This is a genomic window from Achromobacter pulmonis (assembly GCF_902859765.1).
In the GTDB taxonomy this organism is placed as follows: domain Bacteria; phylum Pseudomonadota; class Gammaproteobacteria; order Burkholderiales; family Burkholderiaceae_B; genus Achromobacter; species Achromobacter pulmonis.
In genome coordinates, this window is the sequence record NZ_CADIJV010000005.1 from 172,292 (window position 1) to 189,204 (window position 16,913).

Genomic DNA, 16,913 nt, shown 5'->3' on the forward strand with positions numbered 1-16,913 from the left:
CAGTCCATGGATTCGCCCGCGCCGCTCACGGGGTAACGTGTGGACCATCGAGCTATTCACGCAAAGGCCGCGTCATGATCGTCCTGAACCCCTCGTCCGCCGCCGACCCGGCCGCCCCTCGCCATTCCGTGACCGGTACCGACAACGGCGCCTTCCGCGCCGCCTTCGCCGATGCGCGCCAGCGCGGCGCCTCGTCCCTGGGCGGTGGCGTGCAGGGCGCGACCCAGGCCGCGCCCTCCGCCGCCGAACAGGAGTTCATGGACTACGCGACCCTGTCATTGCAGGACAAGATGTTCTACGCCGCGCTCGCCGCGCTTGGCATTTCCAAGGAAGACTACGACGCCATGTCCGCGGCGGACAAATTGAAGATCGCCGACAAGGTCTCGCTGGTCATGCAGCAGTTGGCCAAGGCCGAGCTGGTCAAGCAGTCCGAACAGGCCGGTCAACCCGCCTGATTCCCTTCCGTTCGCGCCGCGTCCGCGGCGTGGCGGCGCAGCATGCGGTCGATGCGCTCGCCCGCCTGCCGCAGGCGCTGCACCAGCGCCGCCGGCGCCAGCACATCGAATTCCACATCCAGCGCCAGCAGCCAGTAGCTCAGCGCGTCCATTGACTGGCCCGCGCAGCACAACAGGCAGCGGCCGTCGTCCAGCGCTTCGAGTTCACCGGCCCAGGACGGAATGCGCGCCGCCATCGCCGCGCGTGGCGCGTGCAGGACGATGCGGGCCTGCTCGGTGTTGGCGCCCTGGCCCACCGAGCGCGCGACATAGCCGCGCAGGTCGCCGCCGTCCGGGGGCGGCCGCGGCCGGAAGTGCGTTCCCGGCGTGACCGCGCCGCCGATACGGTCGAGCCGGAACGTACGCCAATCCTCGCGCGCCGGGTCCCAGGCCACCAGATACCAGCGCCAGCCCGTATGCGCCAATCCCTGCGGTTCGACCTGGCGCGTGCTGGGCTGGCCGCGGCCATCCGTATAGTCGAAGCGCACCCGCAACTGGTCGCGGCAAGCGGCGGCCAGGGCGGCCAACAGGCTCGCATCCACCAGCGGCGTGTGGCGCGCCAGCGGCACCAGGGCCGAGCGCAATGCGTCCATTTTGTGGCGCAGCCGCGCGGGCATCACCTGTTCCAGCTTGACCAGCGCCCGCAGCGCGGCCTCCTCGATGCCGGCGACCGTGCCGGTGGCGGCGGTGCGCAAGGTGATCGCCACCGTCAGCGCTTCCTCGTCGTCCAGCAGTAAAGGAGGAAGCGCGTGCCCGGCGCGAAAAGCGTAGCCGCCCGCCACGCCGCTGCTGGCCTGGATCGGATAGCCCAGTTCGCGCAACCGTTCGATGTCGCGCCGCAGGGTGCGCGGGTGCACCTCGAGGGCTTGGGCGAGGTCCGCGCCGCTCCAGTGGCGGCGGGTTTGCAGCAGCGATAGCAGGCGCAGGAGGCGGTTGCTGGAGGTGAGCATGGGGGGGAACGATACCGGGTATCAAGGGCGGAAACTGTCCGCAATGGATTCTACAGTTCACCGTATCGCCGGCGGCCATGGGGCCGCGGCGCAACCCCCTCGAAACGGAGTCTGTTCCATGTCCATCGTCTTCTATTGGCACCCGCAGTCCAGTGCTTCCCCGATCGCCTCCGCCCTGGCCGAACTGCAAGTGCCGCACGAGCGCGTGAAGGTCGATATCCGTGCCGGCGAACAGCGCCGTCCCGAATTCCTGGCGATCAACCCGAACGGCAAGGTCCCCACGCTCACCGTGGACGGCGCGCCGCTGTTCGAGGCGCTGGCGATCCAGCTCTGGCTGGGCGAGCAATGGGGCGTCGAACGTGGCCTGTGGCCCGCCGCGGGCACGCCGCAACGGCTGGCGGCCATGTCCTGGTGCTCGTGGGTCTATGTTTCCTATGGCGCGGTGCTGTGGCGCCTGTTCCATGTCGGCCACGGCGAAGCGGGCCAGCGCGACCCGCGCCAGGCGGAACGGGCGCTGGCCCATCTGGATGCCTTGCTGGCGGTGTTGGACGGCCACCTGGCGCGCCAGCCCTGGATGCTGGGCGCCGACTACTCGCTGGCGGATCTGGTGGTGGGATCGGTGATCGGCTACAGCACGATGCTCGGGGCGCCGGTGGCGGCGCACCCGAAGGTACAGGCCTGGCTGGGCAAGGTGCAGGCCCGGCCGGCCATGCAGATCGACCGCTGACGCGGGCCGGCGCCTGCTCCGTTGCGCGACATGCCGGCGCCGCGCTACCAGCCCCAGCAGGTGCCGGCCGCCGGCTTGCCGCAGGCGCGGTAGTTGACCGCGAACCACAGCTTGCCGGCGCCGCGCGGGCTGCCGTCGCCCTTGACGTCGTTGCGGGGCAGCTCTTCGAGCGTGTCGCGCGCGTTCTTGGTCGGCGAGCCGCCAGGCGCGCCGGGCACCAGCACGATGCGGCCGAGGCTGGCCGCCGTGCGATCCTCGAACACGAGGTCATTATCGGCCAGCGCCGTCATCTTCAGGGCGGCATTGCGCACCGCCGCCGCATAGCCGTCGTTGGCGCCGGTGGCGGCCAGCGCCGAACTCAGGGTACTGACCGTCAGGATCTGCGCCGGGGTCGAGGGCGCCATCATGGCGTACTGGTCCAGGTCCGGCAATTGGCCGCCGGCCACCTGGCGGCGCAGCCAGTCGCCCCACAGGAATTCGGCGAATTCCGGCAGATCGCCGTTGCTGTAGGCGATGTCGCGGGTGAAGTACACCAGCGAACGGTAGCGGTCTTCCTGCATGCCTCCGGCCTCCTGCGCATTGGCCATCCCCAGGCGCGTCGGCAACTGGTCCACCGTGATGGGCTGGTTCTGGCCATCGCGCAGCCAGGCCTTGCGTTCATCGACCATGCGTTGCCAGAACGCCGCGGCGCTGCCGATGCCGCTGTAGTTGGCGTCGACCTTGACCCACACCGGCAGCGTGGGGCCGCCGTCGGCGATCTCGCGCAGCGACGAAAAAGTGTGATGGCCGTCGGTCAGGTACAGATTGCCGTCCCAGCCGACCACCACCGTTTTCAGGTGGGTCGGGTCGGCGCCCATGGCGGCGGTGCAGTGGAACGTGGCGGGCTGGTCCAGGCGCGCGGCCTGCGCTTCGGCTATCGAGGCAAAGGCCTGGGCGGTGGTGGCGCCCATGTCTTCGCAGTAGTCGCTGAATTTCTTGCCGACCGTGCGGTTCAGGTAGTCCAGCTGCTTGGCCGGATCGGCGGCCCAGGTGGCGCGATTGAAGTCGCCCTGCCAGCGGCCCAGCTTGTAGTAGATCTGGTCGTAGCCGATCGCGGCCTGGGTCGGGCGCAGCGCCTCGATGCGCACCTTGATCACATCGCCGGGCTTGGCCGCCAGGTAGGCCGGGTTGCGCGTATCCGCCGGCGGCGCCGGGTTTTCGGCCACGGGGCTGCCGCCCTCATCGTTGTCGCTGCCGTTGCATGCGGCCAGCATCAAGGGGAGCGCGGCCAAGGCCAATAGCCGCAGGACGGAACGCCAGGGAGAAGAGAGCGGACGAGACATGGCGGGGGGAGACAGGCGCGGCATGGAGGCAGGAGCGTAGACCAGGGAAGTATCCAATGATGACAGCAACGTGTTGCGCATTGATGGCACCGCCCTGCCCGGGACAGGGGATAGGGGCGCGGGTGGCGCAATGCTAAGATCGCCGCCAATGACCGCGCCACCTGTCCAACCCTCGCTCGCCGCCGAATTGGCGGAGCTTGCCCGCACCCTGGGCAACGCCCATCGCCTGATCTTGCTGGAACACATCGCGCAGGGTGAACGTCCGGTCGAACGGCTGGCTGAACTGGCCGGGTTGTCGGTGGCCAATGCGTCGCAGCACCTGCAACAGTTGCGCCGGGCCGGATTCGTGGCGACCCGGCGCGACGGCAAGCACGTGTATTACCGCCTGGGCACCGCGCCAATCGCCGGCCTGCTCAACGCGCTGGGCGCGGTGGCGCAGCACAATCGCGGCGAAATGCGGCGCCTGGTGGCCGACAGCCAGGACCGGCGCGACGGCCTCGAGGCCATCTCGCGCGACGAACTGTTGAGCCGGCTGGGCGAAGGCAGCATGACCCTGCTCGATGTCCGGCCCGCCGACGAGTTCGCGCAGGGGCACCTGCCCGGCGCCATCAATATTCCCGCGGACGAACTGCTCCAGCGGATCGGCGAACTGCCGGCCGACCATGAAATCGTGGCCTATTGCCGCGGGCCGTTCTGCGTGTTGTCTTCGGACGCCGTTACCGCGTTGCGCGCCCACGGCTTGCGCGCGCGGCGGTTGGACGCCGGATTTCCGGATTGGCGCGCCGAGGGCCTGCCGGAAGGGTGATCCCCAGACGGTAAGCCCCAGGCGGGTAAAGCCAAAACCGGGTGCGCCTGGACGCGCGCTTGCGACTAACCGCGCTCGCGCGCCAGCAGCAAACACCCGGCCACCGCCATCCACGCCAGGCTCAATGGCAGCGGCGTGTCGAACGGCAGCCAGGACGTGGCCGCCAGACCCAGGCCCAGCAGACTGTAGTAGGCCAGTCCGAACAGGGCGCCGGCGCGGCCCAGGCAATCGCCATAACGGCGCAGCGCCGGGCCCAGCAGGTTGGGTATCGCCAGCCCGTAGCCGGCGAACACCGGCAGGGCCGTGGCGGCCCACAGCCAGCCTGGCTGCGGCTGCCAGGCCATCGCCAGCGCCTGGGCCGTGGCGCCGAGGGCGACGCAGCGCAGGCCATGGCGGACCCGTCGCGCGGCGTTCGCCGTGGCCGGCAGCCGGCGGTTGGCGGCCGCGCCCAGGCAGCCGGCCAGCGCCACGCCCAGGCCCACCCAGCCGAAACCCAATCCGGGCAAGCGCCCCGTCATGAACGGCCCGGCGGCATAAAAGGAAAACACCAGCAGGTTCAGGCCCGCCACCCGCAACACGGCCAGGCGCAACGCGGCGTCGCCCAGCATCCGGCGTGCCAGCGCGGCCAGCGCCACGGGCCCGGCCGGCGCCGGCCGGGTCTCGGCCCAGCGCCAGACGACCGCGCCCAGCAGCAGTGCCACGCCTGCCGCGATCGCCGCCAGCACGCCGGGATAGCCTCGCCAGTCGGCCAGCAATTGGCCGGTCAGCGGTCCGACCGCGGGCGACCATGCCAGCACCGCGCCCAGCGTGACGAAGTAATGGGTCAGCCGCTGGCCGTCCAGGCAATCGCGCAGCACGGTCTGCGTCACCACCGAACAGGCCGCCAGCCCCAGCGCCTGCACGAAGCGCCCGGCCAGCAACCACGGATAGCTCGGCGCCGCCAGCGCGCCCAGCGTGCCCGCCAAGCCGACGGCCAGCCCCGCCAGCATCGCCGGGCGGCGGCCGCGGGTGTCGGCCAGATGGCCCCACAGCAACACCCCGGCGGCAAAGCCGACGAAGAAGACGCCCATGACCGGCTGGGTGGCGGCGGGATCCAGGCGCCAGTGGCGCGCCAGGTCGGGCAGGGCCGGGGCGAGGATGGTTTCGGCGATCTGTGGCAGCGCCAGCAGCGCGATGACGAGCCACGGCGGCGGCAGGGCGCCCGTGGTGCAAGAGGATGAGGAGGAGAAGGAGGAAGGGGAAGCCATGATGCCGCCGTCACGCAAAAAGACGCTAGCGTAGGCGCGCCACGGCATGCAGAATCACGATATTCAGCCATAAAACATCGCCAACCAGACATGCCCGTCTACCCACCCGCCGCCGTCGAGGATCCGGATCTCGTGGCCTGCCCTGTCGTGGGCATGGCGATCGACACGCGCGCGCACGCCTCGGATTGGCATACCCACCGGCGCGCGCAATTGCTGTATCAGGCCGAGGGAGGCGTGACCCTCTATCTGGACGACCGGGTGGGACAGCTGGCGCCGCTGCAGGCGGCCTGGCTGCCGGCCGGCTGCCGGCATCGCACGGTGATGCAAGGCTCGTTCGCCTATCGCAGCCTGTATTTCGATGTCGGCGTCTATCCCGGCCTGCCGCGGGAGCCCGGAATCCTCGACGTCAATCCGCTCCTGCGCGAGATGATCCTGCGCGTGACGCAATGGCCCTCGAACCAAGCCCTGGACGCGCCGCGCCAGCGCCTGGTGCGCACGTTGCTGGATGAACTGAGGGCGGCGCCGGCGACGCCGTTGCATTTGCCGATGCCGCGCGACCGGCGGCTGCTGCCCATCGCGCGCGAATTGCTGGCGAATCCGGCCTGCCCGCTGTCGATCGACGATTGGGGAGGGCGGGTCGGCGCCAGCGAGCGGACGCTGGCGCGGCTGTTCCTGGCGGAAACCGGCCTGTCCTTCACCCGCTGGCGCACCCAATGCCGGCTGCTGATGGCGCGGGCGCGGCTGGCCGAGGGCGCGTCGGTGACGGCGGTGGCGCATGCCATGGGCTATGCCAGCGACAGCGCCTTCATCGCCATGTACCGGCGCGCCTACGGTGAACCGCCGGGGCGCCGGCAGCGCCGGCGCGAGCCTTCGTCTTAGAACACGTGGCGGATGCCGACACCGGCCGCGGTGCTCTTGAGGCCGTCGATGAACGCGTAGTCCTTGCCGTATGAGCCATAGGCGTACAGGTTGGTGCGCTTGGACAGGTCGTAGGTATAGCCCACGCTCCAGACGTTCATGTTGGCATCGCCGCCGGTCAGGCGGTCGTTAGACGGCGAAACGTGCTGCCACGACGCGAACAGGCTGCTGGCGCCGCTGAGCGGCAGCGTCGCGCCCAGCATGTAGGCGTTGGCCTTGAAGCCGTCGACGTAGCGGTTGGTGCCGAATTCATCGCTGAACGGCGTGCCGGCCGGCAGGTCCTGGCCGACGAACCAGCCATCGGTGGTGCGGCCATAGGCGGCGGCCAGCTTCACCACTTCCAGGTCGTACGAAGCGCCCACGGCATACTGGCGCGGCGTGGCATCGTGGTCGATCGACGCGCGGTTCGAACCATTGAGCTGGTCGTAGGTCAGCGTGACATTCACCGGGCCTTCGACATAGCGCAGGCCGGCGGTGATGCCGCGCGAGTTGTCGGCGGTGCGGAAACGGGTTTCGTCGCTATTGGTATCGTCGACGTTGAAGGAATAGCCCGCGGCGAACTGGAAGCCGCTCATCGAGGGGCTGCGGTACATCACCATGTTGTCCCAGCGCATGGTGTTGGCCGCGCTGAAACCCAGGCCCATGTTCGATTGGGTGTAGCTGGTATAGAAGGGGTCAATGTCGGCCAGGTAGTTCGAGCCCACCGTGGCCTGGCGGCCGAACTCGATCGTGCCCCAGGCGTCGTTGGCCAGCCCGATGGTGGCCTGGCGACCGAACAGGCGGCCGCTCTGGCCGCGGGTGCCATTGCCCGAATCGAAGCCGCTTTCCAGCTTGAACTCGGCGCGCAGGCCATCGCCCAGGTCTTCGGATCCGCGCAGGCCCCAGCGGGAGCCGGCCTGGATGCCGTTGATCATGCCGAGCTTGCTGCCGTCATAACCATTGCCCTTGATCTTGTTGTAGCCAATGCCGGTGTCGATGACACCATAGAGAGTGACTGACGGTTCTGCCTGAGCGACGCCTGCAAAAGTGGTCAACATTGCGGCTGCGAGCAGCGTCTTCTTCATCCGTGGAACTCCTGTTGTGAAGAGAAAAAACAAAGGGAACAGCACGTCAGGCAAGATGCCGATTGCTGTCCCCAAATTTGATTGTAGGTCAAAAATCCTTATTTTCTGGCAAAACGCATGAAATTCTCGCTACTTTGATCGGCTGGGCGAGGAGCCGAATCACAAGCACCTCGCGATCCGAAAGCCCAGGCCGCACCCGGGAAGGATCGCGAAAAAAAACGCCGTCACGGACAGAGGCGTCCGTGACGGCGTTTTGGCGGCGTGGTGCCGGCGGTGCCGGCGCCGCAAGCGGGTTTAGAAGCGGTGGTGGATACCGACGCCGCCAGCAGTGCTATTGAGGCCGTCGACCAGCAGGTAGTTCTTGCCGTACGAGCCATAGGCATACAGGCTGGTGCGCTTGGACAGGTCGTAGGTATAGCCCACGCTCCAGACGTTCATCTTGGGATCGTCACTGTCGGTGGAGGCAAGATGTTGCCACGAACCAAACAGGCTACCTGCGCCACCCAGCGGCAGCGTGGCGCCGAGCATGTAGGAGTTGGCCTTGAAGCCGTCGCTGTAGAGGTAGGCTCCGGAGTTTTCGTTGAGCGAGCCCACCGGCAGATCCTGCATGACGAACAAGCCGTTGGTCGTGCGTGCGTAGGCGGCAGCCAGCTTCACGACTTCCAGATCGTACGAGATGCCCAGCGCGTATTGGCGCGGCGTGATGTCGTGGTTGAATTCGGTGGGGGTGCCGTTGATGGTGCGTTCGCGGCCGTTTGCGGCGATGTCGCGAGCCTGGTTCGAGCTGTTCAGTTGGTCATAGGTCATCGACACATTCAACGGGCCGTTGACATAGCGCAGGCCCGCCGTGATGCCACGCGCATTGTCGGCGGTGCGGAAGCCGCTCTGGTTCGCGTCCGTGCTGTCGGCGTTGAAGGAATAGCCCACCGCGAACTGGAAGCCGTCGGTCCAGGGGCTGCGGTACATGATCATGTTGTCCCAACGCATGGTGTTGGCTGCGCTGAAGGTCGTACCGATGTTGGCCTGGGTGAAGCTGGTGTAGAAGGGATCGATTTCTGCCAGGAAGTTGCCGCTGAGGGTGGTCTGGCGGCCGAATTCCAGGGAGCCCCAGCTATCGTTGGCCAGGCCGACGGTGGCCTGGCGGTTGAACAGGCGGCTCTGCTGCGACTGGCCGTTGCCCGAGTCGAAGCCGCTTTCGACCGTGAACATGGCGCGCAGGCCGTCGCCCAGATCCTCGGAGCCCTTCAGGCCCCAGCGCGAACCGCCCTGGATGCCATTGATCATGCCGACCCTGCTACCGCTCAAGTCGACGTCACGGCTCACGCCGGTATCGTCCATCATGGACGTGTGGCCGGAGATTTTGTTGTAGCCGATGCCGGTGTCAACGACGCCGTACAGCGTGACCGACGTCTCGGCTTGGGCGGCGCCGGCGAACGAGGCCAGGATGGCGGCGACAAGCAGGTTTTTTTTCATCGCGGGAACTCCTAGAGTTTTTAGGGAAGCCGAAGAACATGCCGCCGGGCGTGGTGCGCGGGGTGGTTTCGATGGCCTGTGTGGATTGCACTGGGCCATTCTCCGGTAGCTTCGGCCGACGCTCTGTGATCCGCAGGCGTTCTAGGACGTATCTGAGACGAGTTCGCCACAGGCGACGAACAGCCGCACGCCTAGCGACCTTTGGGCCGCGATAGGTGGGTATGCAGAGGGGAGGGCGGCGAGAGGGCTCGCCGCAGGCGGACACTCGCGGCCGCTGGCCGCGAGGGCAGGGATCAGCGGCGCGCGCGCAGCCGCCGTTCTTCGCGCACCACGATGCCGGCGCCGACGATGATCATCGCGGCCAGGGCATACCAGGTGATGGCATAGACCAGGTGATTGTTGGGAAAGGTCAGCGTCGTCAGGCCGCCGACCGGGGCCTGCGCCGGATCGCGGACGGCGCCGGGGGCGGCGTCGGCGTCAATGAAGTACGGCGCCACCGCGCCCAGCCCGCGCGCCTGGGCGATGGCCGGCAGGTCGCGCGAATACCAGAGGTTGGCGGCCGGATCGTTGTTGCGCAGGAAGCCGTTGCCCGGCTCGCCCATGCGCAGCAGGCCCTCGACCTTGACCGGCGCGGCCTCGGCCCCGGGCGGGGCGCCGGCGGCCTGGCGCTTGCGCCATTCGGGCAGCACGAAGCCGCGGTTGACCAGCACCGTGCCGCCGCCGTCCGCCCGTTGCAGCGGCGTCATGACCCAGTAGCCGCTGCCCAGTTCGGTGGCGGCCTGCACCAGCGTCTGCTTGTCGTATAGGTAAGTGCCGCTGGCCGATACGCGGCGGTATTCGGCATTGTCGGACGTCAGCGCCGGCCAGTCGGCGCGGGCCGGCGCGGGCACGGCGGGCGCATGGGCGCGCTGGTCCACCTGCGCGATCAGGTTCTGCTTCCAGGCCAGGCGGTGCACCTGCCAGGTACCGAGGGCGCACAGGCCCGCGAACAGCGCGGCTGCCACCACGCCCAGGATGACCAGGGTGGTTGCGCTGCGAGGGTTGCGGGGGGTGTCGCCGGAATGCGTAGAGTCTTTTGTTGCCGCCATCACGTCAGGGCATATTCCGCATGTCGTGGATCGACATGGGCATCATGTTGGAGTTCAAGTGGTACATGATCCAGATGGATCCGCTGAGCGTGATCACGACCAGCACCAGCGTGAATATTAACGCCAACATGTTCCAGCCGTTTTCGGACCTGGCATCCATGTGCAGGAAATAGACGATGTGCACCACGATCTGGACCGCCGCGAACGCCAGGATGATCAGCGCCGTGGTGCGCGAGCTCTCGAATACCCGGTCCATCACCAGCCAGAACGGGATGGCGGTCAGGATGGCCGCCAGGATGAAGCCGGTGACGTAGCTTTTCAGGGTGCCATGGGCGGCGCCGTCGTCATCGTCGTGATGGCCGTGATCGTGGCCGTGGCCGGCAGCATCGGCATGGGCGTTCATGGCAGCACTCCCATCAGGTAGACAAAGGTGAACACGCCGACCCAGATCAGGTCCAGGAAGTGCCAGAACATCGACAGGCACATCAGCCGGCGGCGGTTTTCGGGAATCAGGCCGTGCACGCGCACCTGCACCATCATCGTCACCAGCCAGACGATGCCGAACGTGACGTGCAGCCCGTGCGTGCCCACCAGGGTGAAGAACGACGACAGGAAGGCGCTGCGCTGCGGTCCGGCGCCGATGTGGATCAGATGCGCGAACTCATACAGTTCCAGCGACAGGAAGCCCAGCCCGAGCAGGCCGGTGACCGCCAGCCAGGCCTGCGTGGCGCCGACCCGGTTGCGCCGCATTTCCAGCATGGCGAAACCGTAGGTGATGGAGGACAGCAGCAGCAGCGAGGTGTTGACCGCCACCAGCGGCAGATCGAACAGATCGGCGCCGGACGGCCCGGCCGCATAGCTGCGCCCCAGCACGCCATAGGTGGCGAACAGGCAGGCGAAGATGAGGCAGTCGCTCATCAGGTAGACCCAGAAGCCCAGCAGCGTGCCGTTTTTCGGGTGGTGTTCGCCAGCCACGTGGAACACGGGCTCGGCGGGCGGCGCGCTGCCGCCGGGCAGGGTGGGAGCCAGGGTATCAGACATGTTTCGCCAACAGTTGGGTGCGGGCGGCCTCCGTGCGCACGACCTCGTCGGCCGGCACGTAGTACTCGCGCTGGTAGTTGAAGGTATGGACGATGGCCACGATGATCAGCGCGGCGAACGACAGCACCGCCAGCGGCCACATATGCCAGATCAGCGCGAAGCCCATGACCACGCTGATCCCCGCCAGCACGATGCCGGCCCAGGTGTTCTTGGGCATGTGGATGGGGATGAAGCCGCTCTGCGGACGCTGGTAGCCGTGCTGTTTCATCTGCCACCAGGCGTCCTGGTCATGCACCCGCGGCGTGAAGGCGAAGTTGTAGCTGGGCGGCGGCGAGGAGGTCGACCATTCCAGCGTGCGGCCGTCCCATGGATCGCCGCTGTCGTCGCGCAGCGCTTCCCGGCGGCGGTAGCTGACCACCAGCTGGATCAGGAAGCAGGCGATGCCGATGGCGATCAGGAAGGCGCCGAACGCGGCCACCTGGAACCAGATCTGCAGCGACATGTCTTCGAAGTGGTTCAGGCGCCGCGTCACGCCCATCAGCCCCAGCACGTACAGCGGCATGAAGGCGAAATAGAAGCCCACCAGCCAGAACCAGAACGAGCATTTGCCCCAGAACGGGTCGAGCTTGTAGCCGAATGCCTTGGGGAACCAGTAGGTGATGCCGGCCATCAGGCCGAACAGCACGCCGCCGATGATGACGTTGTGGAAGTGGGCGATCAGGAACAGGCTGTTGTGCAGCGCGAAGTCGGCCGGTGGCACCGCCAGCAGTACGCCGGTCATGCCGCCGATCACGAAGGTGACCATGAAGCCCATGGTCCACAGCATCGGCACCTCGAAGCGGATGCGGCCGCGGTACATGGTGAACAGCCAGTTGAAGATCTTGGCCCCGGTCGGGATCGAGATGATCATGGTGGTGATGCCGAAGAACGAGTTCACGCTGGCCCCGGAACCCATGGTGAAGAAGTGGTGCAGCCACACCAGGTACGACAGCACCGTGATCACCACCGTGGCGTAGACCATCGACGCATAGCCGAACAGGCGCTTGCGGCAGAAGGTGGCGACCACCTCCGAGAAGATGCCGAAGGCCGGCAGGATCAGGATGTAGACCTCGGGGTGGCCCCAGATCCAGATCAGGTTCACGTACATCATGGCGTTGCCGCCGAAGTCGGCCGTGAAGAAGTTGGTGCCGACATAGCGGTCCATCGACAGCAGCGCCAGCACCGCCGTCAACACCGGGAACGCCGCCACGATCAGCACGTTGGTGCACAGCGCGGTCCAGGTGAAGATCGGCATGCGCATCAGCGACATGCCGGGCGCGCGCATCTTGACGATGGTGACCAGCAGGTTCACGCCCGACAATAGCGTGCCGACCCCGGCTATCTGCAGGGCCCATATGTAGTAATCGACCCCCACGTCCGGACTCTGCGCGATGCCCGACAGCGGTGGATACGCCAGCCAGCCGGTGCGCGCGAATTCGCCGACGAACAGCGACATCATCACCAGCACCACGCCGCCGGTGGTCATCCAGAAGCTGAAATTGTTCAGGAACGGAAAGGCCACGTCGCGCGCGCCGATCTGCAGCGGCACCACGTAATTCATCAACCCCGTGACCAGCGGCATCGCCACGAAGAAGATCATGATGACGCCGTGCGCCGTGAAGATCTGGTCGTAATGGTGCGGCGGCAGGTAGCCGGTGGAATCGCCGAAGGCCACGGCCTGCTGCAGCCGCATCATGATGGCGTCGGCGAAGCCGCGCAGCAGCATCACCAGCCCCAGGACCATGTACATGATGCCGATCTTCTTGTGGTCGATGCTGGTGAACCACTCATGCCACAGGTAGCCCCACTTGCGGTAGTAGGTAATGGCGCCCAGCACCACGATGCCGCCGATGGCCACCATCACGAAGGTGGCCAGCAGGATCGGCTCGTGGAAGGGGATGGCGTCCCAGGTCAGGCGACCGAAGATCAGCTTGGTGAGGTCGGGTTGATCAGTCATCTCGGTTTCCAGGGTGAAGACCTTGGTTTCACGCAATGCGCCGCTGCTCCGGCGCAACCCCTACAACGTCAGATCCGCCGTCGACGTGCACATGGCGCCGACATACTTGCGCGGCGGCGCGCCGGCCAGGCCGAGGCGCTCGCGCGTGGCCTCGTCCAGGCTGGCGATGTTGCGCGCGCCGGGAATGCCCAGGCCGCCGCGGGCGTCGATCGCCATGGCGTCACTCATGCACATGCGGTTCGGCTCCACGCAGCGGTTGACGATGGCGTCGAACAGGCCGGGGGCGACGCTGGCGTAGCGCTGCACCGGATTGCGTTCGCTCGGCTGTTCCAGTTTCAGGTAGGTGTCGCGGCCCAGCGTGGCGCCGGAGGCGCGGGCGTCGGCGATCCATTTGTCGAAGCCCTGCTGGTCCAGGCCATGGAAGCGAAAGCGCATGCCGGAAAAGCCCGCGCCGCTGTAGTTGGCGGACAGCCCTTCGTATTCGCCGGGGTGGTTGATGACGGCGTGCAGCGTGGTCTGCATGCCCGGCATGGCGTAGATCTGGCCGGCCAGCGCCGGGATGAAGAAGGAGTTCATCACCGTGGACGAGGTGATCTTGAACTGGATCGGGCGATCGACGGGGGCCGCCATTTCATTGACCGCGGCCACGCCCTGTTCGGGATACAGGAACAGCCATTTCCAGTCGAGCGCCACGACTTCGACCACCAGCGGCTTGGTGCCGGGCGGCACCTCGCGGCCTTCGGACAGCCGCGCCAGGGGGCGGTAGGGGTCGAGCTGGTGGGTGCTGACCCAGGTGAGCGCGCCCAGCGCGATGATGATCAACAGCGGCGCGGCCCAGATCAGCAGCTCCAGCACCGTGGAGTGGTGCCAGTCGGGGTCGTAGTGCGCATCGCGATTGCTGGCGCGATAGCGCCACGCGAACAGGAAGGTCAGGCAGATCACCGGCACGATAATGAGCAGCATCAGGCCGGTGGAAATGATGATGAGGTTGCGCTGCTGCAGCGCGATATCGCCCGATGGGGAGAGCAATACCGCATTGCATCCGGAGAGCAATGGCAGGGCGGCAAACAGGAACAATCCGCGGAGCCTTGGGAAAGACGGCATGGCCATACCCCGAAACGTAACCGTGGGAGTTAAACGCAACACTACGCTGGAAGCCGCGAAAAATCTAGGGTAAAAAGAGCAAAAGTATGCACGCGTAGGTGTGCGGGCCAGGGCTGGCCGCCAGCGCGGCACGGCACGCGAGTCCCGGCCGCATGTGCGTACGAGTGTGTTGCAAATTCGTAGACAAGGCGTTGTTCAAACATCCTTTCAGCGAGCACTCACATGGCGACCACCACGCATTATCCCGGCCACGCCTCCGCCTTGCCGGGCCAGGGCGCGACAGGCGCAACCGGCAGCCACGCCAAGGTGGCGCCCGGCGAGATCGCGGTGGGGGTCGTGATCGGACGCGCCTCCGAATACTTCGACTTCTTCGTTTTCGGCATCGCCTGCGTGCTGGTGTTTCCACGGGTGTTCTTTCCGTTCGAACCGCAGCTTGAAGGCACGCTGTGGGCCTTCGTCATCTTCTCGTTCGCGTTCATCGCGCGGCCCATCGGCACCGCGGTATCGATGGCGATCCAGCGGCGCTGGGGGCGCGGCACCAAGCTCACCATTGCGCTGTTCCTGCTCGGCACCGCCACGGTCGGCATGGCCTTCCTGCCGGGCTACAACGCCATCGGCTCGCACGCCATCGTGCTGCTGGCGGTGTTCCGCTGCCTGCAGGGGCTGGCCTTCGGCGGTTCCTGGGACGGGTTGCCTTCATTGCTGGCGCTGAACGCGCCGCCCAAGCGCCGCGGCTGGTACGCGATGCTGGGCCAGTTGGGCGCGCCCATCGGCTTCATGATCGCCAGCGCGTTGTTCCTGTTCCTGCATGTGACACTGACCGAGGCCGACTTCCTCGACTGGGGTTGGCGCTATCCCTTTTTCGTGGCCTTTGCCATCAACGTGGTGGCGCTGTTCGCGCGGCTGCGGCTGGTGCTGACCGAGGAATACACGCAACTGCTCGAAGAGGGCGAACTGGAGCCCATCAGCACTGGCCAGATGGTGCGCGAGCAGGGCTACAACCTGTTCCTGGGCGCGTTCGCGGCGCTGGCCAGCTATGCGTTGTTCCACCTGGTGACGGTGTTTCCGCTGTCGTGGATCGCGGTCAGCGCCACGCAACAGATTCCCGATGTGCTGATCGTGCAGATCATCGGCGCGGGCGTGGGCATCGTGGGCACCATCGCCTCGGGCTGGATCGCCGACCGCATCGGCCGGCGCACCACGCTGGGCGTGCTGGCCGCGCTGATCGGCGTGTTCGCACTGTTCGCGCCGTGGCTGCTGGGCGGCGGCCCCAAGGCGCAGGACGCCTTCATCCTGATCGGTTTCGCGCTGCTGGGGCTGTCCTATGGCCAGGCCTCCGGCACGGTGACGGCCAACTTCAGCAAACGCTTCCGCTACACCGGCGCGGCGCTGACCACCGACATGGCCTGGCTCATCGGCGCGGCTTTCGCGCCGCTGGTGGCGCTGGGGCTGTCCGCGCGTTTCGGGTTGGTGGCGGTCAGCATCTACCTGCTGTCCGGCACCGCCTGCACGCTGCTGGCCCTGCGCATCAACAAGGCGCTGGAGACGCGCGACTGACGGACCGATGAGGGCCGGACCCGGCCGCTGTGCGTATCCGCCGTCGGCCGCCGGGTTCGATCAAGCGGCGTAGCCTTCCAGCACGTTGGCGACGTTGGTGCCGACCTCGGCCACCGCATAGCCGCCTTCCATGGTGAATACCGTGGGCAGGCCCAGCCGGGCCAGCCGCGCGCCCACCCGCAGGTAGTCGGCGCTGCGCAGCTTGAACTTCGAGATCGGATCGCCTTCGTAGGTGTCCACGCCCAGCGCGACCACCAGCGCGTCCGGCCGGAAGCGGGCGATGGCGGCCAGCCCCTGTTCGAGCGCCAGGGTCCAGCCGGCGAAGTCGGTGCCGGCCGGCAGCGGCAGATTCAGGTTGGCGTCCAGGCCCGCGCCCTGGCCGGGTTCGTCGGCATAGCCCAGGAAGAAGGGGTATTCGGTGGTCGGGTCGCCGTGCACCGACACGGTCAGCACGTCGCCGCGCGCGTAGAAGATGCTCTGCGTGCCATTGCCGTGGTGGTAGTCGATATCCAGTACCGCGACGCGTTCGGCGCCGGCCTCGCGCAACGCCTGCGCCGCCAGGGCGGCGTTGTTCAGAAAGCAGTAGCCGCCGAAGAAATCGGCGCCGGCATGGTGGCCGGGCGGGCGCGTCAGCGCCATGGCGGCGCGCGGGCCGTTGCCGCCCGATATCGCGCGCGCGGCGTCGATGGCGCAGGCCGCGCCGGCGGCGGCGGCTTCCCAGGTGCCCGCCGTCAGCGGGCTGCCGCTATCGAACGAGAACAGGCCAACGCGCGCGGCGAAATTGCTGGGCGAGATGTCGTGGCGAAAGCCGCGCACCGGCCACACCGACGGCAGGATGTCGAGGTCGGCGTTGGCCGGGTCCAGCGCGATCCAGTCGCGCCAGGCGCTTTGCAGGAAGTCGACGTAGCGCGGGCTGTGCACGCGCCGGACCAGCTCCAGGTCGGGCGCGGCCGGCGCCTGCAGCGTGCCGATGCCGCGCTGGCGCAGGGCCTGCAGCACGTATTCGAGGCGGGCCGGGGTTTCGTGACAGGGCACCAGCTTGCCGCGGAACATTTCCTGGCGGCCATCGTGTTTGCCGTGGACGGGGTTGTGGAAGATATGCACGGTAGCGTCTGGGGAAAAGGAAG

At 67.3% G+C, this 16,913-nt stretch carries 16 protein-coding genes; 5 read left to right on the plus strand and 11 right to left on the minus strand.

Annotated features, from left to right (window positions below; genetic code table 11):
* Positions 1–74 precede the first annotated feature (74 nt).
* On the plus strand, positions 75–455 hold the full coding sequence (locus tag HV701_RS06980) for a hypothetical protein (protein ID WP_175132344.1): 381 nt from the start codon (positions 75–77) through the stop codon (positions 453–455).
* Here HV701_RS06980 and HV701_RS06985 read toward each other — a convergent pair.
* Positions 443–1,444: a helix-turn-helix transcriptional regulator gene (locus tag HV701_RS06985; RefSeq protein ID WP_175132345.1), complete on the minus strand. Its 1,002-nt coding sequence runs from the start codon at positions 1,442–1,444 to the stop codon at positions 443–445. The two genes, HV701_RS06980 and HV701_RS06985, sit on opposite strands and share 13 nt — an antisense overlap.
* 118 nt (positions 1,445–1,562) lie before the next feature.
* On the opposite strand from HV701_RS06985, the gene HV701_RS06990 reads away from it, so the two are divergent.
* The gene (locus tag HV701_RS06990; RefSeq protein ID WP_175132346.1) at positions 1,563–2,171 is read left to right on the plus strand and encodes a glutathione S-transferase family protein; all 609 of its coding nucleotides are present in this window, start codon (positions 1,563–1,565) and stop codon (positions 2,169–2,171) included.
* A gap of 44 nt (positions 2,172–2,215) precedes the next feature.
* Here HV701_RS06990 and HV701_RS06995 read toward each other — a convergent pair whose 3' ends face one another.
* Entirely contained in the window at positions 2,216–3,517 is a 1,302-nt protein-coding gene (locus HV701_RS06995) for a ParB/Srx family N-terminal domain-containing protein (protein WP_175132411.1), read from the minus strand.
* 124 nt (positions 3,518–3,641) lie between these two features.
* Between HV701_RS06995 and HV701_RS07000 the strand changes: the two genes are divergently transcribed.
* Positions 3,642–4,298: an ArsR/SmtB family transcription factor gene (locus HV701_RS07000; RefSeq protein WP_175132347.1), complete on the plus strand. Its 657-nt coding sequence runs from the start codon at positions 3,642–3,644 to the stop codon at positions 4,296–4,298.
* Positions 4,299–4,363: 65 nt separating this feature from the next.
* Here HV701_RS07000 and HV701_RS07005 read toward each other — a convergent pair whose 3' ends face one another.
* On the minus strand, positions 4,364–5,545 hold the full coding sequence (locus HV701_RS07005) for a multidrug effflux MFS transporter (protein ID WP_175132348.1): 1,182 nt from the start codon (positions 5,543–5,545) through the stop codon (positions 4,364–4,366).
* A 90-nt stretch (positions 5,546–5,635) separates the two neighbouring features.
* On the opposite strand from HV701_RS07005, the gene HV701_RS07010 reads away from it, so the two are divergent.
* Positions 5,636–6,424: an AraC family transcriptional regulator gene (locus HV701_RS07010; RefSeq protein ID WP_175132349.1), complete on the plus strand. Its 789-nt coding sequence runs from the start codon at positions 5,636–5,638 to the stop codon at positions 6,422–6,424.
* Here HV701_RS07010 and HV701_RS07015 read toward each other — a convergent pair.
* From HV701_RS07015 to cyoA, 7 genes are all read right to left on the minus strand, one after another.
* On the minus strand, positions 6,421–7,527 hold the full coding sequence (locus tag HV701_RS07015) for a porin (RefSeq protein ID WP_175132350.1): 1,107 nt from the start codon (positions 7,525–7,527) through the stop codon (positions 6,421–6,423). The genes HV701_RS07010 and HV701_RS07015 overlap by 4 nt on opposite strands.
* A gap of 294 nt (positions 7,528–7,821) precedes the next feature.
* Positions 7,822–9,000: a porin gene (locus tag HV701_RS07020; RefSeq protein WP_175132351.1), complete on the minus strand. Its 1,179-nt coding sequence runs from the start codon at positions 8,998–9,000 to the stop codon at positions 7,822–7,824.
* Positions 9,001–9,293: 293 nt separating this feature from the next.
* Positions 9,294–10,088 carry an SURF1 family protein gene (locus tag HV701_RS07025; RefSeq protein ID WP_175132352.1) on the minus strand — a complete coding sequence of 265 codons (795 nt, stop codon included), beginning with the start codon at positions 10,086–10,088 and terminating at the stop codon, positions 9,294–9,296.
* A gap of 4 nt (positions 10,089–10,092) precedes the next feature.
* The gene (gene cyoD / locus HV701_RS07030; RefSeq protein ID WP_175132353.1) at positions 10,093–10,491 is read right to left on the minus strand and encodes a cytochrome o ubiquinol oxidase subunit IV; all 399 of its coding nucleotides are present in this window, start codon (positions 10,489–10,491) and stop codon (positions 10,093–10,095) included.
* Entirely contained in the window at positions 10,488–11,129 is a 642-nt protein-coding gene (cyoC, locus tag HV701_RS07035; protein WP_175132354.1) for a cytochrome o ubiquinol oxidase subunit III, read from the minus strand. Before cyoC ends, cyoD begins: the two co-directional genes overlap by 4 nt.
* Positions 11,122–13,125 (minus strand): cytochrome o ubiquinol oxidase subunit I, encoded by a 2,004-nt coding sequence (gene cyoB / locus HV701_RS07040; protein WP_175132355.1) that lies wholly within the window; start codon positions 13,123–13,125, stop codon positions 11,122–11,124. The genes cyoC and cyoB overlap by 8 nt, the downstream gene beginning before the upstream one ends.
* Positions 13,126–13,185: 60 nt before the next feature.
* Positions 13,186–14,229: a ubiquinol oxidase subunit II gene (cyoA, locus tag HV701_RS07045; protein WP_175132356.1), complete on the minus strand. Its 1,044-nt coding sequence runs from the start codon at positions 14,227–14,229 to the stop codon at positions 13,186–13,188.
* Positions 14,230–14,451: 222 nt separating this feature from the next.
* Between cyoA and HV701_RS07050 the strand changes: the two genes are divergently transcribed.
* Positions 14,452–15,786, plus strand: a complete 1,335-nt coding sequence (locus HV701_RS07050) for an MFS transporter (RefSeq protein ID WP_175132357.1) — start codon at positions 14,452–14,454, stop codon at positions 15,784–15,786.
* A 60-nt stretch (positions 15,787–15,846) separates the two neighbouring features.
* On the opposite strand, the gene HV701_RS07055 is transcribed toward HV701_RS07050, so the two are convergent.
* Positions 15,847–16,890 (minus strand): histone deacetylase family protein, encoded by a 1,044-nt coding sequence (locus HV701_RS07055; RefSeq protein ID WP_175132358.1) that lies wholly within the window; start codon positions 16,888–16,890, stop codon positions 15,847–15,849.
* Between the last annotated feature and the right edge of the window lie 23 nt (positions 16,891–16,913).